We start from the raw sequence: 25,852 nt of genomic DNA on the forward strand, positions 1-25,852 counted from the left end.
ATATACCACTATAAGTATACGGTTTGGTATTTGTACTAAGTGTTTGCTACACTAAATAATGTTGTGGCCGTAATCGTTCCATCCTATTGCTTTTACATTTATAGTAACTAGATTCTTTTCTAGAATAAAATAACTAATGAATTAGGAATACATAAATTCTTCATAAAAGCTTTTTATCATGTAAATAAATTGCACCTTCTGTAAAGCTAAAGGAAAAGACACATCATAGACAATACCAGTACTTTTTACAAGGAAAGCAGTCATGAGGTGATGATATGTCAAAGAAAAAAGTTTTGATTATTGATGATGAAAGTGAAATGAGAAAACTCTTACGTATTTGTATTAAGCCTACAAGCAAATTCACTATAGATACAGCTTCTTCAGGTGAAAAAGCTATGAAAATGGTAACTGAAGCAAAGTACGACTTAATACTACTAGATATAATGATGCCAGGAATGAGTGGATTAGAGATCCTTCATCAATTAAGAAAAAAGGAAAAGAATCAAGTACCCGTGATCCTGATTTCTGCAATAGGAGATAAAGAAAGAATTGTAGAAGGAATCAATCTTGGAGCAGACGATTACGTAGTGAAACCTTTTGAACCTAAAGATTTACAAACATGCATCCTATCTGTACTCCGAAGAAGGACTTCTGTCAGAGAAAATGTCATCATATTCGCCGATGGATTAAAAATAAGCATAGAAAAGCAGCAAGTGACCTATCAAAACAAACAACTTCCTCTAACGAATAAAGAGTTCGTTGTTTTTAAGAGAATGTCTCAATACCCAGGGCAAGTATATACGAAAGAACTGCTTGCTCAACTTGAGTTGTCTGATGAAAGTGAGAGTATAAAAATAGAATCTTATATAAAAAACATCCGAACAAAACTAAAGGATAGTGGTTTCAAAACAAACGTTATTAAAAAAGTCGAAGAAATAGGATACCAAGTAATAAAAGAAGATATAGAATCGAAATGATAAATGCCTTTTCCTTTTATTGATAAACAGAGGCATCACCGTTCCCCTGGATAAGAGGAGTTACTACCTTGTTTATTTTCTTTTCTGGTTCTCTTCTTGGAGGTTAAGGGGATCACTCGTAAAGACACGTTTTCCAACACTGTTTTTCTTTTATTTTGAATTCATCTTGGAACGCGACTTCTTGCTTTCCTTACAAAGAGCCAGACCCTGTACTAAAATAATAACCAAAATAGAAATCAAAAACGGCCCTTGGATCCTATTTGGATTTTGAGGATGTGCAAAAAAATGAAGTATGTAGTATGTAACACAACCAACATATAATAAATGCCTGCTTTTTGTTGTACGTGCTTCCATGTTTTTGATTCAAGAAACGCATACTTTTATTATTTTATGTCAGCAAGAGAAAGAGTAAAATGTTTCCTATGGCAAATCCAGGACTAAGAAAGAAACTTCCCTCAACAGGACGAAAGCGTGAGAACTCCCACTCAATCCAACCATCAAAAATAATAATATGAAGGAGTGCAGCAATTCCTCCCCAAATCCCAAGTTCCCTTCTCGCAGGCGGCCACCTCACAACCCCTTTTCTTAGAAAAAGGCCCAAGAAACATAATAATAAAAAGATACATGAGAGAAACATTAGCAAAAGCCCTATTCCAAGCGTGCATTGGATCCAACTCTGACCTAGTCAAAAAGAAAAAATATGATATAAGTATTGTAATTACCCCATATACAATATTTTTCGAAAAAGTTTCACACTCATTCCTCCTTCTGCTTTTTTACTAGTATTTCATAGATCTTTGAAGAAATAATGAAATACTTCATTTTAAAAACAAATTAATAATATAAACTACTGGTCCTAAGCCTTTTGTAAAAATTTCTTTATTTCTTTTAAACACGAATTCAATTTAATAACATTGATAACTTCATACTTTCTGCATATTTAAGATTTATACTTTTAACCTTACAAAACTTATAGGAATGTAATAGGTGTGGACAAGGGCAAACTGCATAAAAAAAGCACCTCAGGTGCGTGTCTGTCCTTGTAGAGAGGTGTTGATCTTGGAAAAAAAAATCATAAACGAAATATACTGGGTGAGAGCGATTGCCTGTTTGGCCGTAGTTGTCATTCACTCTGTAAATATTACTTTAACCAATTATGAACACACTGTGTCTCAGTTTGAAGAATATTTCTTAATTGCTGTACGCTTTGCTGCTTTTTTTGGTACCCCGGCATTCGTCTTTATATCTGAATTACTCCTAGCACGCTCTTACCCAAATAAGGTGCCTCACGGCTTTTTTTTAAAGCGTGTAAAATATTTGTTATTTCCCTTTGTTTTTATGGGGCTAGTCTTTGCCTTTATAACAACGGATAGTCTGACTGGATTTATACGCGAGTCATTGTTTAATGTTTTCCTAGGGGGTTATACGGGTTATTTTATTTTAATTATTTTTCAGTTTTACATTTTACATGTTTTCCTACATAAATTTTTGAAAAATTGGTCACCAGTTAAAGTGATTCTTGTCTCCCTCATCATAAATGTTGTTTATTTATCATTTTTTAACTTTACTGAACCTTTAGCTATACCTTTAGGTGAGTACATTTGGCAGAGGGGGCATTGGTTGCCATTTGTCGGATGGATCTTTTACTTTGTATTGGGTTACTATTGTGGAAAAAATTATGAGTCTCTAAAAGAACTAGTAATCAAATATAAAAAAATAATTATTCTTTTCCCTATGATTAATTTGATAATTATGTTTGTGTTAGTGAGAAGCGATATCTTACCTGTCGTTTCCTCTAAGAGAATCGATAATCTCTTTTATACTTCTAGTGTAATTGGAGCTATCATATTATTTTCCTTATATGTAAAGAAAGTGCCCCACTTTATTCTCTTAATAAGCAAGTACTCTTTTAATATTTATTTACTACACACCTTTTTTCTTTTTTATTTACCACCTATTGATTTTTTAAATCCACTTGTCTATTTTATCTTTGCTGTTGCTTTTAGTATGTTTTGTTCTTATACGGTTGCAAAATTGGCCTCCCCTTTTCAAATCACCCAGTTTTTAATAGGCAAGCCTATCCCCATACCTAAACATACAAAAACCCAAAACAACCGTGGTTAGAAAAATACTAAATATTAAAGATAGAAAAATTCTCTCCATCCGCAAACTGACTTCCCCCAGTTTGCGGTTCTTCTGCTTTTAATAAAACTTTTGACTTCAAGAAACCATCACATTTTTCTTGTATGCTTAAGCGAATGAGGGAATTTCCTGTTAAACCGTTCCGTGTTTTTTAGGGAACATTCACCTATTCATTATGAAAAACATAAAAAGAAAAAAGGAGGTATAATACATGTTATTAGCAATACAGCCCTATGATCGTGTCGCTTTTGAGCTAGGGCCTTTTACAATCTATTGGTACGGATTTCTTATCGGTTTCGGTGCATTCCTTGGGTATCTTCTTGTCTCTAGAGAGTTTGAAAAAAGAGGATTATCGAAAGAGATATTTGCAGACCTTTTAAAGTGGGCCTTCCCTATTGCCATTGTGTCCGCTCGAATATACTATGTGGTCTTTGAATGGGAAACATACATATATGAGCCCGCAAGAGTATTTGCTATTTGGGAAGGAGGTCTTGCAATTCATGGAGGGCTTTTAGGTGCCTTTGTAACTATATATGTTTTTTCTAAGAAACGGGGCATTTCCTTTTGGAAGCTGACAGATCTAGTAGCACCCGGCATTATATTGGGACAAGCTGTCGGCCGTTGGGGGAACTTTATGAATCAAGAAGCTCATGGAGGTCCCGTTTCAAGAGAGTTTTTGGAAACACTTATGATTCCAGAATTTATTATTAATCAAATGTACATTAATGGAACATATTATTAACCAACCTTTTTATATGAATCACTTTGGAATTTTGCTGTCTTGGCTATTTTGCTTTGGCTTCGGAGAGTAAACCTTAGACAAGGTGAACTGTTTTTCACCTATCTCATTTTGTATTCTGTGGGTCGCTTTTTCATTGAAGGATTACGTACAGACAGTTTAATGATATTTGACGTACTTCGCACAGCTCAGGTCATGTCTTTAATCCTCATTTTCGGTTCTTTATTCCTTATATGGTACCGCCGAAAAAAAGGATTCGCCAACAGGGGCTACTTAGATGATTATTCTCAAAAAACAGAAGAAAAGAAGTAGAGCCAAAAAAAAAGAAATAAACTTTATGGTAAAACAAGAGCACTTCCACTGTAAAGAGATGCACAATGAAAAGATAGAATGTGCTGTTTCTAATAATACTTGCAATAGCAGTATTACGAATTGCAACTTAGAAAATTAAAATGACACACTACAAAAAGTGGATTTTGAGATATCTATAAAAGAAAAAAATGAAGGAAAGAAGCACTTACCATTATATGTAGTGATTGTACCGGTGAATTTAATTTTAGCCAACTAATAGCTTTCGCCTCTTACAAAGAAAACTAGAAATCAACTTCTTCTTTGTTGAAGCTCAAACTATCTACATATTTTTTTCAAATTTATTCGCTATAGTAACCTTTGTACTGTAAAAGATCATAAATAAGGAGGATTATAATGAAAAAGAAAATTTTTAAGGTACTTAGTACGGCAGGACTTCTTGCTATCATAGCTGCCTGTAACAACGAGGAAGAAGCTGAGGTGATTGAAGAGGATACTACGAATGAAAACGTAGAAGAAGAGAGTGAAGATATGGAGGAAGGCATGGACCATGGGGACATGGACCATGAAGATATGGATCATGGGGATATGGATCATGGGGATATGGATCATAACATGGAGGGTGGCAGTGAAGAAGAAATAAGGGAAAAAGCGGCCACTCCTCCTGAATCCCTTAATGAAAATGCCACACAAGGTTTAATCGACAATCAGACAAAAAACATTACTCGAATTGATAACAATGACACGATCGAGTTTGCTGTTCAAGTATCTCAAACAGTATGGCCTGCAGTTTATGAGGAAAATCAACCAGGTACAGTCATTCTTGTACCAGAAGATAATTGGCAAGTTTCTTTAGCAAGTCTAAATTTGGTCCACCATCCTAATGATGGACCTGCGCTTTTTATAGAATCTGATAATATTCCCGAGGTTGTATCCCAAGAAATTAGTCGTTTACAGCCAAAAGGAAATGAAGAAGGCGTTGAAGTTATAGTCATGGGAAGTGTAAGTGATTCAGTCATTGAGGAACTTGATGAGTATAACGTAGAACAAATACAAGAAGATGACCCAGCGTCCTTTGCTTATGAAATAGACGAAGCATATGCTTCAATTATTGGAGAAGCTCCAGAAAACGTAATAGTTGGCTCCATGGAAAATGAAAGCCGAGAGTTAACCACAGTGGCAGGAAACTGGATTGCCCACATGGATGAAAGTCTTCTATACGTAGATAGCGACGAAATACCAGAGGCTACTTCAGAAGCCTTAGAGAAACGAGAAGGAAACGCTAATATCTACCTTTTAGGCAGTGAAAGTGCAATCAGTGCTAATGTGGAAGAGGAATTAAACGAGTACGGGGAAGTAGAACGAATAGAAGGTGAATCTCCAGCAGAACTTTCAGTTGCCTTTGCACAATTTAGAGATGATGATAATGATTTCGGTTGGGGAATTAATGAACCGGGTCATGGTCTATCTTTCATTTCTACTGATACCCCTGATTTAGCTATAGCCGGTGCCCCATTTGCGCATCTTGGTAAACATGCACCAATGATTTGGCTGGAAGAAGGAGAATTGACCGATGAAGTGTACGAATATTTTTCTGCACTTAAACCGATATTTGAAAACAACCCGATGGAAGGTCCTTATAACCACGGCTTCATTTTAGGAACGTTCGATGATATATCTTTTGAAACACAAGGAATTATTGATCAGAAATTAGAACTTGAAGGTCTCAATGGCCATGGAGGACACTAGTAGAAACACCTTTCTTTGAGGCCAGGCCAAGCCTACACTTTTGTGTAGGCTTTTTTAAATGGTTTTTAAATAAAAAACTGAGCTACAATTGGACGACAAAAAATGAAGCTAAACTTATTATCACTCCCATTTGCTATGGTTACAGATATAGGTTTTACCGTCGCAAAAAAAAAAGAGAATATACTATTTTCTCTATGTTTATTTCTTATTTTTTACTTTGCACAATAATTACTTTTTGGTAATTTGGTATGCTTTCAGCTCACTTCGAGACAAATCTCAAAAAAGCTCCGAAGATAGCAAACCTCGGAGCTAATAATGAGAGTCTTTTTAGGCAATAGCCTTTCGGCATGCATCCGCGCACTTAAAGCAAGCTTGCGCACATCTTTTGCAATGATCATGCTGATCGTGTTTTTCACACTCTTTCCCGCATTCTTCACAAATTTTCGCACATAGTTCAAGGTATTCCTTAGTAAAATGAGACTCCCGGGATAATGCTTTTGCTGTTACCGCACAAATATCAGCACACTCTCTATCCAATTGAATACAGTCTGCCAACATGTTTACATGTTCTTCTTGAAAACAAGCATGATAACAGTGTTCGCATTCCTCAATGCATTCACTTAGCGTTTGAAGCAATTGTTGATGTTGTTCATGCGCCAACCCGATCCTCTCCTTTTTGAAGAATTATTTATTCCCCTTTGCTCTCTTTCCCTCTTATAAACTCCTGCTAAACGGAAAATATGGAGTTTCCTTTATTGGTTTTATACTTTCCCCTAGGACAAGTTGTCTTGAGTACATCACCATACCCCCATAACTATTATCCTGATCTCAAATGGTTGCTGCTCCTTCAACTATTAAAACAGCAGTTTATGCAAACGAGGTAATTTCCTTTTATCATTCCTAACTTTCAAACATATAATTTTTTGAGTGATAGCTTACACTTAGGACAATACCAATAGCAAACATTGTAGCAATAAGAGAACTTCCTCCGTAGCTTAGTAAAGGCAGTGTAAATCCAGTTACTGGCAAAATCCCCAAGTTCATTCCAACATTCTGGAATACTTGAAACGAAAGCATACCAATCACCCCTGCACATAAGTAGGTGCCAAAACTATTATGGCAGCGAAGGGCCGTCATCAAAATTTGATATAGTAAAACAAAGTAAAGAGTGATAACTAGAGCAGCTCCTAAAAATCCATGTTCCATTCCTATTACCGCAAAAATGAAATCGGTATGGGCTTCAGGAAGATAAACATCTGCCTCTGGATTTCCATATAACCGTCCTGCCCCAATTGCCGTCATTGCCTGAACTGTTTGATACCCTTCATCTGAGAATTCTGCCGGGTTTAGCCAGCCGTAAAACCTCCTCACTTGATAATCAGATATAAAGTTGAAAAAGTATTGTTCAACAAAACTTGGGAACCGGAAAAAAGCAATAATAAAGCCAGTAAATAGTAATACTGGTCCTCCAATAATCAAGGATACTAACTTATAGGAAATTCCAGATACAATAACTAAGGAGAGAAAAATAGCCCCTGTCATCATAACCATTCCCATATCTGGTTGTCTCTGTAGTAGAAGTACAGGTGGGAGAACAACGAATGCCATCTTACATAGGAGCCACAAGTCGACTTTAAGATTAGCCGCGGTTTTTTGAAGGTTATGTTTATAAATCACAGTACTTAAAGTAATGATTATGAATATTTTGACCAGTTCAGAGGGTTGAAAAGAACCAATGATAGGAACTCGAAACCATCGTACCGCCCCTGCAATAGTAGGGGCAATTGATTGTGGGGCGAATTCAAGGGCTAGCAGCATAAACAGACCAAACCCATAAAGCACCCAAGACAAGTTAGCATAGTATTCAAAATCAAAATGAATGACTGCAAAAACCACGCCAAAGGCAACAAAGTAAAAAATCAATTGTCTGACAGCAAAATTTTCATTGTATTGAGGCATCTGCTGGGCGTAAAGAATGTATAAACAACTAATTACAGCAAATAAAAATAGAACAAAAAGAATGTTAATATCATACTGTTTTTCTTCTGTGTTAAGTTCTCTCACACTTCACTCTCCCTTATTACATTTGTTTTCTCTTTTAAACTCTTGGAGTGTAAAATACCGACCTTACAAGTTATCTATCAACACAGTCCTTTCGCTCTAACAATTTAATAACGGAATTACTTTAACAAAAGATTGTGAAAGAAGTATGTACTTAGGAAGAAAATGTGCTTATTCACACAAAAAATTAACGAGGGAAAGGTGTTCAGGCTGTTTTAGAAAAGGGTTTAGCCCTTGTTTGCAAAGAGGCTAAATGTAGGAAAAGCCACCGTAAAAAAGGAACTTCCGATATGGGAAGTTCCCTTTTTACTATTCATTAAATTTCCTATCATTCTATTCTCAGACTTTTCATTCTCTATTCTTAATGCTATTCCCTTTTGTTTTTACATAAATTCTTAAGGCTATATACACAAGAAGAAGTACGGCTAATGGTGTCATTACCCACAAACAGATATGAAAAAGAGTTGCTGCATAATATTGTAAGGAATCAGGACTGAACATCCATGTGGCCGACATGGTTAAGCATGATAGACCAATCACAACTAACACCGCAGCTACAAACCAATCAAAACCCCTCATCCCTTTTCTCCCTCCTATTAATAGGGAAAGCTACTATAATTACTGTTCCTTTTCCCAATTGACTCGATACCTCAATATTTCCATTATGAAGTTCAACTAGGTTTTTAACAATAGCTAACCCTAACCCAGTTCCTCCATATTGACGCGCCCTAGATTTTTCCACACGATAGAAGCGATCAAAGATATAGGGGAGGTCTTTTTTGGATATTCCTTTTCCTGAGTCTTCTACCTGAATGATCACATTTTGTTTGTCAGATTTTAGAGTGCTAAGAGAAATAAAACCCTTGTCTGTATAGCGAATTGCATTCTCAACTAAGTTTAGAAAGATCTGTTCCAAACGTAAACCATCCCCATATATCAAAGGAAGGTGATTATCAATTTTCAAATGAATATCCAAACCTTTCACCTTAGCTTTGAGAGCTGTCTTTCTTATAACCCCTTCAAGAACTTCAGATAAATCCACCCATTCGAGCTCCAAACTTATCTTTCCTTCTTCTGCTTGTGAAAGATCCGATATATCATTAATAAGTTGCGACAACCTTTGGGATTCACCCTGGATAATATCTAAATATTCATTTTTTTCCTTCTCTGTTTGATATAGCCCTTCCTTTAACACTTTGGAGTACCCATTTAAATAGGTAATAGGGGTTTTTAACTCATGAGATATATTCGCAAAAAACTCTCTTCTGGTATCTCTATATCTTTTCAAATCGCTAGCAAGTTCATTAATCGCATTAGCTAACGAACCAATTTCATCTCCTGAATTCTGGGGTACTGTCGTTTCCCATTCTCCCTTCGCAATTTTGCGTGTTGCTTTTTCCATTTGCAATAAGGGTGTAGATAATTTTTTCGATACTACAATGGTAAATCCTAGTGCTAAAAAAAAGGCTCCTGCCCCAGATAGCAGTAACAAGTTTCTTACTTGAAGGAGGGATTGCTCCAACCCTTCCATAGTAGATAATACGAATACACTTCCTTCAAAGGAGTTCTCGGAGAAAAATGGTGTGCCTATCGCATAATAGGACTGTCCTTCCGGGTCTTCATAAAGACTTTCTACTGTACGACCTGCTAAAAGTTCCGTCATTTCCTCCTGAGTAATTAACTGCCCTTCCTCTACCCCAGCAAGGTGGGCAAGAGCTATTACTTCTCCCTCAGCGTTGGTAATATACATAGGAATTTGAGAGAGTTCAGCCATTCTTTGAATCATTGGGACAATCATATCGTCCTGATTATTTTCAATTAAACTGGCGTAATGAGAAGATAATTGACTGGTCTCCTCTTCCAATTGTTGATGGAAAAAACCTGAGAGGATTTGGTTAATGACAAAACCTAATGGCAGTAAAACCAAAAGGAAAAGGGTAATTATAATAGCGCCCAGCTTTACACTGATCCTATTCCACTTCATTGTTTATGTCCCGGATTGAACTTATAACCTACACCCCATACCGTTTCAATTGGATTAAACGGTAATCCAGCTTTTCGTAACTTGGACCGAATGCTTTTTACGTGGGTATCTACCGTGCGTTCATATCCAATAAAATCCCCTTCCCAAATAATATCTAAAATGTTTTCACGAGTGTAAACTCTTTCAGGATGGTTGGCCAATAAGTAAAGCAAATCAAATTCCTTAGGGGTAACTTCTATGACTGATTGGTGTACTATAACTTTCCTGCTGACATGATCAATGGTTAAACCGTCAATTTTGAGGACCTTTTCCTTCACTGTTGGGAGGATACTTGTACTTTTTCTTCTTATTAAAGAATTTATTCTAGCTACAAGTTCTTCTGGTTCAAAGGGTTTTGTTAAGTAGTCATCTGCCCCCATATTTAAACCCTCCACTTTGTCTTTCGTCTCTTTTCGTGCTGTTAGCATTAAAATAGGAACGTCACTTTGGTCTCGGATCTTTTTACAAACTTCTATCCCATCCATGTCGGGCATCATTAGGTCCAGCACTATCACTTCAAAAGAGGAAGACCCTATCGTTTGTAAGGCCTCTTTCCCATTAGTTGCCTCACTATAGTCAAACCCTTCTTTGTGTAAATAAATTTTTAGCAGGTTACGCATGGACCACTCATCATCAACAATCAGGATTTTCCTATTTCCCATCTAGCCTTACCTCCACTTACTAACGAATACATAAGTTAAGCAAATTCTTTATCTAACTATGTCAAATTCACAGAGCTAACTTCCTTTAGAGAAAGTTAGCTCTTTTAATAAGAAGCATTCCCTTATTCCTTTTCTTGACCCCTAAAAAGGAATTAGTAGAAGAGATGAGAAACCTGGGGGTACTGAAGAAAAACAGAGCTATTAAAAACTAATTCCCTTGCCCCCATGGTACTCCTTCTTCAGCAAGCAACTCCCACGTTTCCCCTCCATCTCTCGTTTCATATAAACTTTCATGGAAAGTACCCACAGCGTACACTCCTTCCTCGGAAGGATGGACAGCTACATGAGTCCCTACATCTTCTTCAAGGGATAAGTGAAGTGATTCCCATGTTTCTCCAAAATCGTCGCTTTTTGCAAGGACGGCCGTTTCGTGATCCACTACATAACCAACAATATGTCCAGCTTCGCCTGCACCCGTAGCACTATACATTACTCTGGTATTATCTTTTTCTTCCCATGTTTCTCCGCCGTCATTTGACTGTAAGATCCCGTGTTCCGTTCCTGCGAGTAAAGATTCAGGATCCCCTGGATCGGAAACAATGGAAGCAATGGATCCACTGTCAGGAAATCCGCTTGCTTCTACACGGTCCCAATTGTAACCTCCGTCCGTTGATTTAAAGAGCCCTTCTTGATGGCTATCAATCCCATAAATGATGCTTGGGTCATTGGCATTTACCTCTAATAAGTGAAAATCGACTTCTCCATGTAAGGCAATTGGGTCCCACGTTTCCCCATCGTCTTCACTAATCATGAGCCCTAAGGGATTCTCTAAATCTGATTGTGCATTGGGGTGACCACTTGAAATCATTGTCCCCTCATTTGAAATGGCAAAGCCCATCAAATCATGTCGTTCTTCTGGTTCACCAACCCACTCCCAATTTCTCTCCTCATCATTTTTAGTAAGTCCATGGTGTGTGCTCATGTATAAATCATAAGGAGCATCGGCTCCATATGAAAGACCGTGGACATGGGTAAAAGAATCTACTCCTATATCGGGACTATCCGAATCACCACAAGCAGCCAACACTAATGAAGATATCCCTAATGCGAATAGACCGTACTTTATCTTTATCATAAAATGTATCCTCCTATCTCTCATGCAGTCTTCTTTTTTCTATTCTTGGGTACTGTTAACTGATACAGTTTATTTGTTCATGTAGTATAACCTCTTTTAAAATCCTGTAAATCCACCAAATACATGATTAACTAGAAAAGAAGTAATTTGTGTCATCCAATCGAAAAACAAAAACACCCCCATTATCACCATAACAGATCCACCTATCTTAGTGATTTGGTAACTATATTTCCTAATGATGTTTAATTTTCCAATAAAGAATGTCATCAATAAGAATGGAATAGAAAAACCGAGACTGTAAATCGCCATATACATCATCCCAGACCCTGGATTTGTTAGGCTCAATGCCATAACCCCAGCAAGGATAGGTCCAATACATGGTGTCCAACCAGCTGCAAAACCCATTCCAATAAAGCTAGTCCCGACATAGCCAGACGGCTTCTTTTTAAACTTTAACTGTTTGTTTTTCATCAAAAAGCTTGGTTGGAAAATGCCAAGGATAACTAAACCAAACAAAATAATAAATATAGCACCCATTTGCCTAATAAAATCATTGTATTGCATAAACAAGGAACCTATGAAACTCGTAGACATTCCAAGTACTACGAAAATAATTGAAAACCCAAGCAAGAAAAAAATCGTATGAATAATCGCTGAAGGTGGCAATTTTTTGTCTTCCCTCTTTAATTCATCCACCGATACTCCCGTGATATAAGAAATAAAAGCAGGATATAAAGGCAAGTTACACGGGGAAACAAAGGATAACACGCCCGCCCCAAAGGCTAGTAAAATGGTGACATCTCCCATCATTTTCCTCCTTAACTATTAAGCATAAGAATGCAAACCGGCTACGACTAAATTGATAAATAAAAGGTTAAACATGATGATCGCAAACCCAATAACCATAAGCCAGGCAGACTTTTCTCCATGCCATCCTCGTGATAAACGCAAATGTAAGTACGCAGCATAAAATAAGAAAGTAATTAAGGCCCAAACCTCCTTAGGATCCCATCCCCAAAACCTTGTCCAGGCTATTTGTGCCCAAATCATAGCAAAAATAAGTCCCCCTAATGTAAAGATTGGAAATCCTATGACCACAGATCGGTAACTCACTTCATCAAACAATTGAGGGTTGGTCTTACTTAGCAATGGTTGGATTGCTCCGCTAATTCTTTTTCGTAATGACACCCTTAGCCCACTATATAATATAATTCCTGAGACAAGGGACCATAAGAATGTATTAAACTTTCTTGGGGACTCCACTCCATTCATCCAGGAAGGAGTTTCAAAAAGAGGTCCAAAATTCCCATTACTCGAGGAAGCAAATTCTCCCTCATGAGGACCTACAATTGCTGGAATTTGGTAATCAATCTGAGATTCCGTTTCCAACTCGTTAACCCAGTTAAATGTAACTTCATAATTTAGCAAACTAAAAAGGAAAAGTGTAAACGCTATGCCAACCGCGCTAACCATTGTAAACATAATTGCTTCAAGCCAAAAGGTTTGTTTGCTTCTTTTACTTTGATCCACGACACGGATTAAGTAAACAAGACCAGCGACAAAGCCGATGGCTAAAATCCCTTGACCGATCGCTGTAGTCGAAACATGGATTTGAAGCCAATAGGTTTGTAAAGCCGGAATCAAGGGCGATATTTCTGTTGGGAATACAGAAGCGTAAGCAATAATGATTGTAACAAGAGGCATTGTAAATAAACCAAGCACACTCTTTTTATAAATTAAATGAAGAATTAAAAAACCAAAAGAGATCGTCATTCCTAAAAATACGGTATATTCAAACATATTACTAATGGGGGCATGGCCAGCAGCTATCCATCTTGTTATGAAATAACCGAGTTGCAAAACCAATCCTAGTGTAGCAAGAGCAAAACCAACGTTGTCCCATTTCTTGTTCTTTTTCGCTTCTTTTTGTTTATGTTCTCCTGTGACAGCTAATGAAAAAAATACGGTAGCTATTAAATAGATAAAAAAGGCTGCCAGCAAAAGAGCACTACTTATGGAAGCCATTCTATCTCTCCTTTCCCTCTTTTTCTTTTTGGTCTATTGGTGGTATTAAACCGGTTGTAGTTGAGATAGATTCAAGATCTTTTTTAATGCCATATATATTTTTATTTGTGTGAGCCGACATCCACACCTCTCCGTTAACATTCTGAATCCAAATTCTCCTATGGTTCCAATAACTTCCTTGCACCAGGCCGATCATAAAGATCACCCCTCCAACACTAATAAGCCCTAGTGTTTGATCTTTTCTCACTGTTAAACCCGTTACATTGTGAGTGTCAATATCTGCAAAGCGGATTTGATATTGGTTGTCCTCCTCACCCATAGGTTCCACATTCCTTCCTATCCCAAGAAAGCTGGATTCTCCTTCAGGTGTATCTGGTGTGAAAAAGTCAAAAATAAAGGCCGGATTATCAGGGATACTTGATTCTGTACTAGGTAAACCATCATCATCTAAGAAATAGTTAGGATAATACTCTCGTAACTCGACACGGTTCCCGTCTCCTACCTCATACATATTTTTTGGATCGAAGAGATCGACAGTAAATTCCCCGAGCACTTCCTCTGTTTCACTATCTTCAAGAGCAAAAGTGATGGTACTAAACTCGTTTAATTTGTAATCAACTTGGTAAAGACCAAAATTGGAAAACTTCATAGGTTCATTGACTCGAATTTCACCACTGAACTTTTCTTCGAGTGTATTCTGACCAACAACCTCTCCAGCCATACTCTGATACAATGTTGCGTTTGTTTGATAGTTTTCAACTACTCTACCGCCCGCACGAGCAATGGCTTCTCCAAACAGCTCATCTTCTTGATCGTAAAGTTCTACTTTAAATTCTTCGTTTTCCAAATAATACTCTCCATTTGTTCCAGGGATCACTGCTTTATCCCCCTCACGGAGCCACAGAACTTCATCGACATACATGCCTGGAAAAAATCGAAGCATGACACCAATTAAAAATATAATAAGCCCTACATGATTAACATAAGGACCCCACCTTGAAAACCGTCCTTTTTCAGCAAAGAGGTTACCATTTTCTTGTCGAACCTTATATTTTTTTCTTTGTAACGCAGACATCGAATTTGTCAGGATGTTATCTATTTCTGCAGTATTTGCATATGTTCGGCTAAAAAAGCGTTGTCTTTTTAAAAAAGAAGAGTGTCTTGTAACCTTCTGATTTTTGAGAGAGCGATAAAGTGGCACAACGCGGTCTATGCTTGCAATAAGTAATGAAACTCCTAAGGCAGCCACTAGAAGCATATACCACCAAGAGCTGTATAGGTTGTGAAATCCTAAGTCATAAAAAACTTTACCGGCCACGCCGTATTCTTCGTAATAGTACTGTCCCGGATCTCCAGTTCTTGGGATGTATAATTCTTGAGGGAAAAGGGTCCCTAACGAAGAAGAAACCAATAAAATAACAATAATTCCAACCCCTACTTTAACAGAAGAAAAGAAGTTCCAAATTTTATCTATAAGTGATTTATTATAGGTTTGTGAGCGCCTGGCAACACCCTCGTACCTCATATCTAATATAGACTGTTTATTCTTCACATTTTCTGTAAGGGGCTTTCCGCATGCTTGACATATGTCTGTTCCCTCGGGATTTACTTGCCCGCAACTGCAAGTAATCTTACTCATTATTCTTCTCCTTTCTATTAAGGGGTGATGCTTTCCATATAATCTGAGATATGTTCTTCCGTCATGCCCCCTGTGATTACTTTTGTGACTATGCCTTCTGAGTCGATAAGAAAGGTAGTTGGCAGTGGTCGGACCCCATATCGATCCACTACATCCGATCCTTTATCCATTGGAATAGGAAAGGTCAATTCATGGCGATCCACAAATCTGGACACAGCAAGGTCTGTTTCCCCAACGTTGACGGCTAAGATCTCAACATCCTGCTCCTGATAAATTTGATATTGATTCTCCATATATGGCATCTCTCTCTCACAAGGTGGACAAAACGTTCCCCAAAAATTTAAGAACACCCCTTGTCCCTTATACTCTTCTAATTCAACTCTCTTTCCTTCTAAATCTTCCAACACAAAATTAGGAGCCTCATCTCCCACTTGAACTTGAGTTTCTTGGTCATTAAAAAAATTACTATAAAATGTATAACCAAGAGCTAAGGCAATCACCCCTAAGACTGTTGACCTGGTCTTCGCTTTTTCTTCACACAATTAACCTCCTTCTTTTTAAGGTTCTTTCTTTATGAATACTAAGTGTTAAATAGTGACCTTATCCTCTTGAGTTATTGTGTTGTATCCCCCCACTGTTCGCTTCTCCCAATAAATATTTATGATTTAAGGGCTCCCTCAGGTACCGCCAATTCACTTTTTATTCCGTACACTTCCAAATAGTAAATTTTCATTGTAAAGAGTTGATCTTTTCTCTACTTAATTTTGAGATTTCCATTTCATTGGTTGGCCATATATAAGGATAAACATTAATTGTGATGAAAGTTTGATTAAAATAAAAATGAGCATTAAAAAACCCTGTCGACGATTATCAATAGGGTTTTTTAATGCTCATTTTAGACTTATTATATTAATGAGTTGGTATGTCGCTATATAAAGGGTGAGGACGATCATTTTGATATTTAGCATCACTGTCGTTAGACATGTTAGTGATGGATATATTAATCACAATAAACAAAACAACTAACAACCAAAACCACCATTTTTTAATCATATGAAACCTCCTTTTATAATGTTTCACTGATAACCTTCTATTTTCAATACCTTTTTATCCTTTAACCACAATAATAGATGCCATTGTGTTTTACAATATGGCCGAACATAATATTCTAAGGGTCGATACACAGTACTGTATCTAAAATACAAAAGGATCGTTCTCTTTGATAGAATCCTCTGCGATCTTGATTTATAAAAGCCAGGAAGCTAGGCATACCTGTTGTCTGACTTTGCTAAATTGGGTTATCATGCACGCCGCTCCATAGTCAAACAATAATTCTAATAAACAACCGCGTCCACTAAGCACACTACGGTGGGTAAAAGTTTCAGTCCTTTCCTTGATCGTAATACTCTTGTTGGTAATAATTATTTAACATTGCTTGGTGAAAATACATAGAATAGAAAACATAGAGGGAGTATGTAAGTTCACCCCTTAAACAACATACTGTCTATACACTCTACCATCTAAAGAACAAATCCTCCTATTCTTAAAGGCCAAAGGAAATACTTGTACATATTAATCTTTCTCTCTTAATAAAATGAAAATGAGTTAATCATGGAGAGGAGAAAATAATGTGCTGCATCTTATCGCCCTTGTAATTATTATCACCTTGTTGTTAAGTTGGTTATTAATCTTTTCCTATTTATTTAAAAGCGTAATAAGCAATATGGCAGGCATGGTAATTGCCATGACATTAGGAATGATTGTTGGTTTAAGTACAGGGACAATAACATCTATCTTATATCCCACTGCCTTTTTTGAAATGACGGTTATCAGTATGCTTATAGGATTAGTCATTGGAGTTATATCAGGCTACCCCTTCTCTCTGGCAGCCTCTTTAGAAGGGCTTATGGCTGGAATAATGGGTGGAATGATGGGTACGATGCTCGGTGTTATGAGTGCTCCTGAAACATTTATTCAGTTGCTACGGGTCATGAGTCTTTTAACTGTAGCTATTTTCTTTCTTGTGTACCTGTTGCAAATTCATGAGATAAATAAAGTAAAAATGAAAAAAAATGTTTTGTTTCAACCACTGGCTTATTTTTTTGTTGTTTTCCTTTTCATTATCAGTTTTCATACTTATTCCTTTCCGGCTAACATCAGCATAATAGATGATTCTACCCACGGTCATGCTTCACACAACAATATTATGCTTCATGCCACGGAATATAATTTTCATCCAAAGGATATTCGTGTACCATCAAATGAAGAGATTACTTTTACGTCAACGAACTCGGGTTCTCAGGAGCATGACTTTGTAATTAAAGAGGCAGGGGCTCATATTCATACATCTCCCGGGACCACTAATAGCCAGTCCGTTATTTTTACGGAGCCTGGAAATTATCAAGCTATATGTTCGCTTCCTGGTCATAAAGAAGCTGGTATGGTAACAACCATTTCAGTGGTTAGTACTGAGTGATGTCAATGTTAAAAAAAAAACGCACCTAAATGCCTCCTTCCTATTGCTTATTCTAGTAGATTACACCAAAAAGAGGTTCTTATTTAAATATTTATAAACTTATAAATCTTACCAGGTTCTTTACGATAACGTACGTTCAGATGTACACCTAAAGCAAAACTTACTTAAGCTATAAAAAACGACAGGATTTGCTATCCTGCCGTTAAAATGGAATTATTCAAGTAAATTAATTTATAACCAGGAACGGCTTACCTTGTGGGAATCTGATACGAAGTACAAAATCCTCAGTTACAACAATGTGGGTGGAATAGCCACCTTGAGTTGACTCCCCGTATTTGTCCACACCAGCATAGGTAGGTACATTTCCTTTGAGACAATATTGCCTTCTCCTTTCTGGCAGTTCTCACATTCTCCACAAGAGTCGACCATACACCCGACCCCTACCCGGTCACCAACCTTGTACTTCGTCACTTCGTCTCCTACATCCGTCACAATGCCTGCAATTTCATGCCCTGGTACAAGAGGATAGTAAGACTGCTGTGAACGCAGGAACGGAAAATATCCATAAAAACAATAAAATAGAGATTTAGTTCGCTGCTTAATAGCCACTAATACGCATCCGTTATACAGGAGGTATAAGTGGCTCTATATGTATGGATCATACCTTTTAGACTATAGAACAAATAATCGGTATATTTCGGACAACTACTGGGAAATTTTTAAGGGGACGATGACTATTTGTTTCTTTTGGGAAACGCCCTTTTATTGTCTTCGTCTTGTACCTATGCCTGCGTTGCTCTCTATATAACCGTGATTTGCTGAAAAAGCGCCACTAATTGTCATTAATGATCATAAAAAAGGCTGACCCGGCAGGTCAGCCTTTTAACCTTATTAGCTGCTCTTTGCGGCAGCCAATCTGCTGCGAAGAACCATTTGAAGAATACCGCCATGACGATAGTAGTCGATTTCAATGTCACTATCAAAACGAACAAGTACTTCAAACTCAGTAGTCTTGCCATCTTCATCTGTTGCAACCACCGTTACATGATCACGAGGCTGAACGGTGTTATCCACCTTCACATCAAAGGTTTCCTTACCAGTCAGTCCTAACTTCTCAGCACTCTCGCCTTCTTTAAATTGAAGAGGAAGCACACCCATAAGAACAAGATTACTGCGGTGGATACGCTCAAAGCTTTCTGCGATAACTGTCTTAATGCCTAGAAGGTTTGTACCTTTAGCTGCCCAGTCACGAGAGCTTCCCATACCGTAGTCTTTTCCAGCCATTACTAAGAGGCCAGTCTCATCCTCTTTGTACTTCATGGCTGCATCATAAATAGCCATTACATCACCAGTTGGCCAGTACGTAGTGTAACCGCCCTCTGTGCCAGGTGCCAGCTGGTTCTTAATGCGGATATTTGCAAACGTACCACGCATCATAACTTCATGGTTACCACGTCGGGAACCATAGGAGTTAAACTGCGCAGGCTTTAAGCCTTTGCTCATCAAGTATTTACCTGCTGGGCTGTCCTTTGCAATTGAACCGGCAGGAGAAATGTGATCCGTGGTAACGGAGTCACCAAACTTACCGATCGCGCGCAGTTCATTAAGCTCTTTGATATCCTCTGGGTTCTCAGAAAGATCTTCAAAGAACGGCGGGTTTTGAATGTACGTGGACTCTTCATCCCAATCATATAACGCGTCATTTTCATCGGATTGAAGCTCGTTCCAACGTTCATTGTTATCAAATACAGACTCATATTCTGACTTAAAGATTTCAGGGGAAACACTTTGAGCGATAAATTCTTTGACTTCCCCGGCAGACGGCCATAAATCTTTAAAATATACATCGTTGCCATCTTTGTCTTTTCCAAAAGAGTCTTTTTGGATATCAAAGTTAACATTACCAGCAAGAGCGTAAGCTACTACAAGCGGCGGTGAAGCCAGGTAGTTGGCTTTTACAAGCGGGTGAATGCGTCCTTCAAAGTTTCTGTTTCCGCTAAGCACAGAGCTTACAAGCATATCATTCTCAGCAATTGCTTCCTCCACTTCCACTGGAAGCGGTCCGCTGTTTCCGATACAAGTTGTACAGCCGTAGCCCACAAGGTTGAATCCAAGCTTGTCCAAGTATGGAAGCAGACCTGAATCTTCCAAATATCTTGTAACTACTTTGGAACCTGGTGCAAGAGAGGTCTTCACATAGCCTGGCACCTCAAGACCTTTCTCCACAGCTTTTTTAGCAAGGAGTCCGGCTCCAAGCATAACAGAAGGGTTAGAGGTGTTTGTACAGCTCGTAATCGCTGCGATTGTAACCGCACCTGTTTTCATCGTGGATTTCTTTCCACTTGGATGATTGATTTCTACTTCCTTATCAATATCCTCCGGAGCAAGTCCAAACCCTTGGTTTCCTGCTGGAGCAGACAATGCTTTCACAAACTGCTCACGCATATCTTTAAGAGTGATAAGGTCCTGAGGACGCTTTGGTCCGGAAAGACTTGGTTCAATTTCATTTAATGGAATTTCTACTACTTTAGTAAATGTCGGCTCATCTGTACCTGGAGTATAGAAAAGGCCGTTTTCCTTACAATAAGTAGAAACCACTTCAATATGCTCTTCACTGCGGCCAGTAAGGCGAAGGTAATTCAAAGCTTCTTGGTCTACTGGGAAAAACCCGCAAGTTGCTCCATATTCAGGAGCCATGTTGGAAATTGTAGCTCGGTCAGCGAGAGGAAGATCTGCTAGTCCTTCACCGAAGAATTCAACAAATTTACCAACAACGTTTTGCTCACGAAGTACTTGTGTCACCTTAAGGGCGACATCAGTAGCTGTTGCTCCCTCAGGAATGGAGCCGCTTAAGCGCACACCAATAACTTCCGGAGCCGGGAAATAAGAAGGCTGCTGAAGCATTCCAGCTTCTGCCTCAATTCCGCCCACACCCCAGCCTAAAACACCAAGACCGTTTATCATTGTTGTATGGGAATCTGTTCCTACCAGTGTATCCGGGTATGCTTCATAGCTTCCGTCTTCACCTTCTACAGCATGTACTACGGAAGCAAGATACTCAAGGTTCACCTGATGGACAATACCAGTCGCCGGCGGCACTGCACTATAGTTATCATATGCTTTTGTTGCCCAGCTTAGAAGCTTGTAACGCTCCTCATTTCTTTCAAATTCAAGGTTCATATTTTGCTCTAAAGAGTCGCTTTGTCCAAACTTATCCACTTGAACAGAATGGTCTACGACTAAATCTACCGGAATAGCAGGATTAATAGACTGAGGATCGCCGCCAATGTCAGCCATTGCCTTACGAAGAGAAGCTAAGTCTACAACCGCTGGCACCCCTGTGAAGTCCTGCAAGATAACACGTGAGGGCTTAAAAGGTACATCCTCGGCACCACTATTGTTGTCGCTCCATTTTGCCAGACTTTCAATATGCTCTTTCTTGATTACTTTATCATCGTACTGTCTTAGTACAGATTCCAGTAATACTTTCACGGAGTATGGAAGATTCGATACTTTACCTACTCCTGCTTCCTCAAGCGCTTTAATGTCATAATAGTTGTAAGTCTTTCCATTGACAGAAAAGGACTTGCGGGAGTTAAAAACATCATTGTTTTTACTCATTATGTATTCCCTCCTTTTTAAAACTATCATATAACACATTTGGGAAAATGTCGAAGATATTGCTCAAAACTATTGAAAACGCTTTGATACTAGTAGTCGCAAATCTTCCCTATTCAAGAATAGCAAAACTTTGTAAAAATATAAATGGCTTAGTGAAAATATTTTCATCTTTCTGTAATATGTACGAGGAAAAAGGTTGTTGACTGCAACAAGCAGCCGTGCTAGTTCTTTTATTTCAGGCTCTTGTGATATGTCCTTTTGTAGGATTTCTTTTTTCTGTATGTTTTTCTCACCTCTGTTTATCCTACGTACGAAAGGAGGGTGCAGGATGACAGAAAAAAACACGTATAAAGACCAGAGAAGAAATTCACCTAAAGATACAGACTCAGAAGGAATGCAAGAACCTATGCCAGGTTCAAAAAAAGTAAAGCAGCGCAATCACGTCAATCAGGCACATGGAGGCAGAGGATAAATAAGTCCACTTCTTCATAAAAGAAAAAGAAAAAACGAGCTGAAAGCGTTCAATGCCAGCTCGTTTTTCTTCTATAAAAAGCCTTTGACGACAACCGCTATGATTAATGAAAATGTTGATCAAGGGCGACAAAACGATGAACGAGCACCTCAGTTTCTTCCCAGGTAACAGTCCGAAAGTCCAAAATAACACTGTTTCCTTTCGCACGGGCCACAACTGGAGGGTCATCACCGTTTCTCAATAACTTTATTACTTTTTCAACTATTTCACCCTCAAGCTCCACTTTTACTGCAAAAGTCGGCAATGAAACATCCGGCATCGTTCCTCCGCCTATTTGTGAGGTTTCTTCAATAAGTGATGCCTTCCAGGAAGTAGCGTCCAAGCCCTTTAAAAAGACCTCCGCCCGGTTCTTTACTTCCTCCTTGCTCTCAAGGACCATTTTACCTACAGGAAGAGTATGGACCCCCTCAATTCCTTTTGCGTATGCTTTCAACGTGGCTTCCAGGGCGGCCAGGGTCATTTTATCAACCCTAAGTACTCGGGCCAGTTGATTTTTCTTGAGCTTTTGAATGATTTCCTTCTTACCGGCTATAATTCCGGCTTGAGGACCCCCAAGCAGCTTATCTCCTGAAAATGTAACTAGATCGGCTCCTTTTTCAATAACCTCTCTTACAGTAGGCTCGTCACCAATTCCATGAGAAGAAAAATCATACAACGCTCCGCTTCCCAGGTCTTCATATATAATAACCTGACTGTCTTGTTTTTTTTCTTTTAATGGAATAAGCTCTTCAAGACCCACTTCTGCCGTAAAACCAATCGTTTTAAAATTACTCGTGTGCACCTTCATTATCATGCCCGTATCATTATTAAGCGCATTTTCATAATCATATAAATGGGTCTTGTTCGTTGTGCCTACCTCGACTAAGTGTGCACCACTTTCCTCCATTATTGATGAAACACGGAAGGATCCGCCGATTTCCACGAGCTGGCCCCTGGAAACTATCACTTCCTTATTTTTTGCAAGAGCATGAAGCACGAAAAAAACAGCCGCAGCATTATTATTAACAACCATAGCAGCTTCTGCCCCGGTTACCTCGGTAAGTAAATCTTCGATCAAATCATGTCGGGATCCCCGTTTGCCCTCCCCAATGTTATATTCGAGGTTGGAATAATTTGAGGAGGTCATAATCACCTGTTTAATCGCTTCGTCACTCAAGCGCGCCCGCCCTAGATTGGTGTGCAGAATCGTCCCGGTGGCATTAATAACACGTGTAAGTGTGTAGGATTCAAAGGCTTGTACTCTCTTTTTTAATGCATTCAATACATGGTTCTTAAAGGAAGCAGCAGACACGGGAACCGGTGCCTGACCTTGGAGAAGGTCAGCTCGCAGCTTCATTACTTCCTCACGGAGCCACTCTGTCAACTTCTCAGAAGATACTCCATTCTCCTGAAAGGCCAGAGCTGTATATTCAGGCTCAACCTGAAGCTCATGAATTGGGGGGAGCATTCTTACAGCTTCTTTCATATTATTTCTCACCTTTCTTATCGAGGACGCCTCTTCATCCCAGCTCCCATGAGATAAAAACACGGGCCGTTTTCCAAGAAATAACCGGCCCGTCTGTTTATCTATTCTTTAAATTTTGCAATTTCTTCAATCAGCTGATCTTCATCCGGGAAGCTGTCCTGTTCAAGCTTTGAGTATACCTTTTCGCCATCAACAGTGACTTCAAAGGCCCCGCCTGAACTCGTTATTAATTCTACAGCGCTGACTGCGCCTCGATATTTATCTAGTAGTTTGTCCGCGAAACTCACGGCTTTTGGAGCAAAGTTTCACTGCATGCAAAATTCCACGGTTACTTTCATAAAAAAATCTTCTCCTTTATAATTGATTTCTGAACTTTATTTTAGGATATTGTTTGTCACTATGCAAATGATACCCTTATACTAGTGTAAGCAGCAAAAAAGGAATTTACAGGAGGTGTCCTAATATGAGCAAAGAAGATAAAATCAGGCTAACTAGTCTTTCCTCAAAAGCTGGCTGAGGATGTAAAATTGGTCCAGAAGACCTGGCGCAAGTTTTGCGTCACTTACCAGAACGAGAAGCTGATCCAAATTTGTTAGTCGGTACGAACACCTCTGATGACGGGGGCGTATATCGTTTGACCGATGACCTTGCTCTTGTGCAAAGCGTTGACTACTTCACTCCGATTGTGGATGATCCATATATGTTTGGCCAAATCGCTGCTGCAAATGCATTAAGCGATATTTACGCGATGGGAGGAAAACCAAAGACGGTCTTAAATATCGTGGGTTTTCCAATCAAGTCTCTCCCTGACGAAGTTTTAGCAGGGATTATGAAAGGAGCTTCTGATAAAGTAGCAGAATCAGGAGCAACCATTGTAGGCGGCCATTCTATTGATGACAGTGAGCCCAAATTCGGTCTGGCAGCAACAGGAATTGTCCACCCTGACAAGATATTTAGAAACCAGGGAGCTAAACCCGGCGATGTTCTTGTCTTAACAAAACCGATCGGGGTTGGCGTTCTTACAACTGGCATCAAACGTGATGTTGTCACAAAAGAACAAGAAGAAGCCGTTACCCGGACAATGGCTGCACTTAACAATAAGGCAGCTGAAGCTCTGGATTCTTTCCATCCAAGTGCTGTAACAGATGTAACAGGCTTTGGATTACTCGGTCATGGATATGAAATGGCAGGCTCCAGCGATGTCACCTTTTCATTTGAATATGACCGGATTCCTGTGCTTGAAGGAGCCTTGCAGCTTGCCGAGGAGGGAATAATCCCCGGTGGATCAAAGGCCAATGCGAGCTGGCTTGAATCTGTCATTTCCTTTGATGAGCGACTCAGTAAAGCTCAGCAGCTTTTATTGTGCGATGCCATCACGTCAGGCGGTCTCCTTGTAGCATTGCCTGAAGAAGAAGCTGATCAATATGTCGAGGCCCTTCATACAAAAGGAATTCATGAAGCAGCCATCATCGGCCGTGTGACAGAAAGAACAGAACGACCGATTGAAGTAAAATAGCGTATAAAAAACCCCTTGGAAAGATCCAGGGGGGTTATTCATCGTAAATCCTATTATATGCCTTTTCATCAAGCTCCTCAGGACGTCCATCAAAAGCAAGCTTTCCTTCTTTTAATCCAATGATTCTCGTTGAAAACTTCTTGGCAATCTCAACATCATGGATATTGATGATCGTTACCAGTTTTTTTTCGTCATGAACGGAACGAAGAATGCCAAAGATCGACTTAGCTGTACTCGGATCAAGGCTTGCTACTGGCTCATCTCCGAGAAAAATATCAGGTTGCTGCATGAGGGCACGGGCAATTCCCACTCGCTGTTTTTGTCCGCCGCTGAGAGCCTCAACTCTTCTTCCTGCCATTTTCTCCAGGCCAACTTGTTCAATGACACTCTTCCCTTCGTTCTTTTCCTCCTCCGAGTATAAGCCCAGTAGATTCTCATACCATTTCTTTTGGCCAAACCGTCCGGTCAGCACATTTTGAAGCACGGTCATCCTGGGGATGAGGTGGAAATGCTGAAAGATCATGCCGGCTTTTGTCCTAAGCCTTCGCTTATCCTCATCTGATAAGGAGTGAACAGAATAGTCATCAACAATAATTTCTCCTGAACTTACCTCCTGGAGAGCGTTTATGGTCCGGATAAAGGTTGATTTTCCAGCCCCGCTTCTACCAAGCACACCAATAAATTCTCCTTGTTGAAATGATAAAGACAAGTTATCAATAGCCGGATCAGCGGCTCCTGGATATTTTACCGTCACATTTTCTAATGTAATCAAACCTTCCCC

The 25,852-nt window shown here is 39.0% G+C and carries 20 protein-coding genes and 3 pseudogenes; 7 read left to right on the forward strand and 16 right to left on the reverse strand.

Going from position 1 to position 25,852, the window contains the following annotated elements; translation table 11 throughout:
* Positions 1-275 precede the first annotated feature (275 nt).
* The 4 genes and pseudogenes from ACFPU1_RS03710 to ACFPU1_RS03725 all read left to right on the forward strand — a co-directional run bounded on the left by ACFPU1_RS03710 (position 276) and on the right by ACFPU1_RS03725 (position 5,916).
* Complete coding sequence (locus tag ACFPU1_RS03710; RefSeq protein ID WP_385938775.1) at positions 276-977, forward strand: response regulator transcription factor; 702 nt, start codon at positions 276-278, stop codon at positions 975-977.
* 1,059 nt (positions 978-2,036) lie between these two features.
* Positions 2,037-3,101 carry an acyltransferase family protein gene (locus ACFPU1_RS03715; protein WP_385938778.1) on the forward strand — a complete coding sequence of 355 codons (1,065 nt, stop codon included), beginning with the start codon at positions 2,037-2,039 and terminating at the stop codon, positions 3,099-3,101.
* Between the two features lie 229 nt (positions 3,102-3,330).
* Positions 3,331-4,170, forward strand: a pseudogene (gene lgt / locus ACFPU1_RS03720) (prolipoprotein diacylglyceryl transferase).
* 393 nt (positions 4,171-4,563) lie between these two features.
* Positions 4,564-5,916, forward strand: a complete 1,353-nt coding sequence (locus tag ACFPU1_RS03725) for a cell wall-binding repeat-containing protein (RefSeq protein ID WP_385938780.1) — start codon at positions 4,564-4,566, stop codon at positions 5,914-5,916.
* Positions 5,917-6,243: 327 nt separating this feature from the next.
* Here ACFPU1_RS03725 and ACFPU1_RS03730 read toward each other — a convergent pair whose 3' ends face one another.
* The 11 genes from ACFPU1_RS03730 to ACFPU1_RS03780 form a co-directional block, all read right to left on the reverse strand.
* On the reverse strand, positions 6,244-6,576 hold the full coding sequence (locus tag ACFPU1_RS03730) for a four-helix bundle copper-binding protein (RefSeq protein ID WP_385938782.1): 333 nt from the start codon (positions 6,574-6,576) through the stop codon (positions 6,244-6,246).
* A gap of 240 nt (positions 6,577-6,816) precedes the next feature.
* Positions 6,817-7,980 (reverse strand): FtsW/RodA/SpoVE family cell cycle protein, encoded by a 1,164-nt coding sequence (locus tag ACFPU1_RS03735; RefSeq protein ID WP_385938785.1) that lies wholly within the window; start codon positions 7,978-7,980, stop codon positions 6,817-6,819.
* A 345-nt stretch (positions 7,981-8,325) separates the two neighbouring features.
* A complete protein-coding gene (locus ACFPU1_RS03740; RefSeq protein WP_385938788.1) occupies positions 8,326-8,556 on the reverse strand; it encodes a hypothetical protein in 231 nt (76 codons plus the stop codon).
* Positions 8,543-9,961: a HAMP domain-containing sensor histidine kinase gene (locus tag ACFPU1_RS03745; RefSeq protein ID WP_385938791.1), complete on the reverse strand. Its 1,419-nt coding sequence runs from the start codon at positions 9,959-9,961 to the stop codon at positions 8,543-8,545. Before ACFPU1_RS03745 ends, ACFPU1_RS03740 begins: the two co-directional genes overlap by 14 nt.
* Positions 9,958-10,662, reverse strand: a complete 705-nt coding sequence (locus tag ACFPU1_RS03750) for a response regulator transcription factor (RefSeq protein ID WP_385938794.1) — start codon at positions 10,660-10,662, stop codon at positions 9,958-9,960. Before ACFPU1_RS03750 ends, ACFPU1_RS03745 begins: the two co-directional genes overlap by 4 nt.
* 208 nt (positions 10,663-10,870) lie before the next feature.
* Complete coding sequence (locus tag ACFPU1_RS03755; RefSeq protein ID WP_385938797.1) at positions 10,871-11,797, reverse strand: F510_1955 family glycosylhydrolase; 927 nt, start codon at positions 11,795-11,797, stop codon at positions 10,871-10,873.
* Positions 11,798-11,893: 96 nt separating this feature from the next.
* The gene (locus tag ACFPU1_RS03760; protein WP_054637814.1) at positions 11,894-12,604 is read right to left on the reverse strand and encodes a cytochrome c biogenesis CcdA family protein; all 711 of its coding nucleotides are present in this window, start codon (positions 12,602-12,604) and stop codon (positions 11,894-11,896) included.
* An 18-nt stretch (positions 12,605-12,622) separates the two neighbouring features.
* Positions 12,623-13,822 (reverse strand): cytochrome c biogenesis protein CcsA, encoded by a 1,200-nt coding sequence (gene ccsA / locus ACFPU1_RS03765; protein WP_385938800.1) that lies wholly within the window; start codon positions 13,820-13,822, stop codon positions 12,623-12,625.
* A gap of 1 nt (position 13,823) precedes the next feature.
* Complete coding sequence (gene resB, locus ACFPU1_RS03770; RefSeq protein WP_385938803.1) at positions 13,824-15,461, reverse strand: cytochrome c biogenesis protein ResB; 1,638 nt, start codon at positions 15,459-15,461, stop codon at positions 13,824-13,826.
* Between the two features lie 17 nt (positions 15,462-15,478).
* Positions 15,479-16,003, reverse strand: coding sequence for a thiol-disulfide oxidoreductase ResA (gene resA, locus ACFPU1_RS03775; protein ID WP_385938806.1), 525 nt, complete (start codon positions 16,001-16,003; stop codon positions 15,479-15,481).
* A gap of 367 nt (positions 16,004-16,370) precedes the next feature.
* A complete protein-coding gene (locus ACFPU1_RS03780) occupies positions 16,371-16,514 on the reverse strand; it encodes a hypothetical protein (RefSeq protein ID WP_157842988.1) in 144 nt (47 codons plus the stop codon).
* Between the two features lie 577 nt (positions 16,515-17,091).
* On the opposite strand from ACFPU1_RS03780, the gene ACFPU1_RS03785 reads away from it, so the two are divergent.
* On the forward strand, positions 17,092-17,937 hold the full coding sequence (locus tag ACFPU1_RS03785) for a cupredoxin domain-containing protein (protein ID WP_385938809.1): 846 nt from the start codon (positions 17,092-17,094) through the stop codon (positions 17,935-17,937).
* Between the two features lie 265 nt (positions 17,938-18,202).
* Here ACFPU1_RS03785 and ACFPU1_RS03790 read toward each other — a convergent pair.
* Together ACFPU1_RS03790 and acnA are read right to left on the reverse strand one after the other, a co-directional pair.
* Positions 18,203-18,465 (reverse strand): annotated as a pseudogene (locus ACFPU1_RS03790) (alcohol dehydrogenase catalytic domain-containing protein); the annotation flags it as partial.
* 363 nt (positions 18,466-18,828) lie between these two features.
* Positions 18,829-21,558 (reverse strand): aconitate hydratase AcnA, encoded by a 2,730-nt coding sequence (gene acnA / locus ACFPU1_RS03795; protein WP_385938812.1) that lies wholly within the window; start codon positions 21,556-21,558, stop codon positions 18,829-18,831.
* A 328-nt stretch (positions 21,559-21,886) separates the two neighbouring features.
* Between acnA and ACFPU1_RS03800 the strand changes: the two genes are divergently transcribed.
* Positions 21,887-22,030, forward strand: coding sequence for a small acid-soluble spore protein P (locus tag ACFPU1_RS03800; RefSeq protein WP_385938815.1), 144 nt, complete (start codon positions 21,887-21,889; stop codon positions 22,028-22,030).
* A 103-nt stretch (positions 22,031-22,133) separates the two neighbouring features.
* Here ACFPU1_RS03800 and selA read toward each other — a convergent pair whose 3' ends face one another.
* Both selA and ACFPU1_RS03810 read right to left on the reverse strand, forming a co-directional pair.
* Positions 22,134-23,555 carry an L-seryl-tRNA(Sec) selenium transferase gene (selA, locus tag ACFPU1_RS03805; RefSeq protein WP_385938818.1) on the reverse strand — a complete coding sequence of 474 codons (1,422 nt, stop codon included), beginning with the start codon at positions 23,553-23,555 and terminating at the stop codon, positions 22,134-22,136.
* Positions 23,556-23,656: 101 nt separating this feature from the next.
* Positions 23,657-23,848: pseudogene (locus ACFPU1_RS03810) on the reverse strand (Rdx family protein); the annotation flags it as partial.
* Positions 23,849-24,018: 170 nt separating this feature from the next.
* Between ACFPU1_RS03810 and selD the strand changes: the two are divergent.
* Complete coding sequence (gene selD / locus ACFPU1_RS03815) at positions 24,019-25,071, forward strand: selenide, water dikinase SelD (protein ID WP_385938821.1); 1,053 nt, start codon at positions 24,019-24,021, stop codon at positions 25,069-25,071.
* 34 nt (positions 25,072-25,105) lie between these two features.
* Here selD and phnC read toward each other — a convergent pair whose 3' ends face one another.
* Positions 25,106-25,843 (reverse strand): phosphonate ABC transporter ATP-binding protein, encoded by a 738-nt coding sequence (gene phnC / locus ACFPU1_RS03820; RefSeq protein ID WP_385938824.1) that lies wholly within the window; start codon positions 25,841-25,843, stop codon positions 25,106-25,108.
* Between the last annotated feature and the right edge of the window lie 9 nt (positions 25,844-25,852).

It is taken from the genome of Thalassorhabdus alkalitolerans (genome assembly GCF_042656525.1).
In the GTDB taxonomy this organism is placed as follows: Bacteria; Bacillota; Bacilli; order Bacillales; family Marinococcaceae; genus Thalassorhabdus; species Thalassorhabdus alkalitolerans.

What these genes read in the sequence shown, in the direction of transcription:
- ACFPU1_RS03800 (WP_385938815.1), top strand. Translation starts at nt 21,887, where the DNA reads ATGACAGAAAAAAACACGTATAAAGACCAGAGAAGAAATTCACCTAAA.
- ACFPU1_RS03710 (WP_385938775.1), top strand. Translation starts at nt 276, where the DNA reads ATGTCAAAGAAAAAAGTTTTGATTATTGATGATGAAAGTGAAATGAGA.
- ACFPU1_RS03755 (WP_385938797.1), bottom strand. Translation starts at nt 11,797, where the DNA reads ATGATAAAGATAAAGTACGGTCTATTCGCATTAGGGATATCTTCATTA.
- ACFPU1_RS03760 (WP_054637814.1), bottom strand. Translation starts at nt 12,604, where the DNA reads ATGGGAGATGTCACCATTTTACTAGCCTTTGGGGCGGGCGTGTTATCC.
- ccsA (WP_385938800.1), bottom strand. Translation starts at nt 13,822, where the DNA reads ATGGCTTCCATAAGTAGTGCTCTTTTGCTGGCAGCCTTTTTTATCTAT.
- resB (WP_385938803.1), bottom strand. Translation starts at nt 15,461, where the DNA reads ATGAGTAAGATTACTTGCAGTTGCGGGCAAGTAAATCCCGAGGGAACA.
- ACFPU1_RS03725 (WP_385938780.1), top strand. Translation starts at nt 4,564, where the DNA reads ATGAAAAAGAAAATTTTTAAGGTACTTAGTACGGCAGGACTTCTTGCT.
- ACFPU1_RS03780 (WP_157842988.1), bottom strand. Translation starts at nt 16,514, where the DNA reads ATGATTAAAAAATGGTGGTTTTGGTTGTTAGTTGTTTTGTTTATTGTG.
- ACFPU1_RS03740 (WP_385938788.1), bottom strand. Translation starts at nt 8,556, where the DNA reads ATGAGGGGTTTTGATTGGTTTGTAGCTGCGGTGTTAGTTGTGATTGGT.
- ACFPU1_RS03750 (WP_385938794.1), bottom strand. Translation starts at nt 10,662, where the DNA reads ATGGGAAATAGGAAAATCCTGATTGTTGATGATGAGTGGTCCATGCGT.
- selA (WP_385938818.1), bottom strand. Translation starts at nt 23,555, where the DNA reads ATGAAAGAAGCTGTAAGAATGCTCCCCCCAATTCATGAGCTTCAGGTT.
- ACFPU1_RS03745 (WP_385938791.1), bottom strand. Translation starts at nt 9,961, where the DNA reads ATGAAGTGGAATAGGATCAGTGTAAAGCTGGGCGCTATTATAATTACC.
- acnA (WP_385938812.1), bottom strand. Translation starts at nt 21,558, where the DNA reads ATGAGTAAAAACAATGATGTTTTTAACTCCCGCAAGTCCTTTTCTGTC.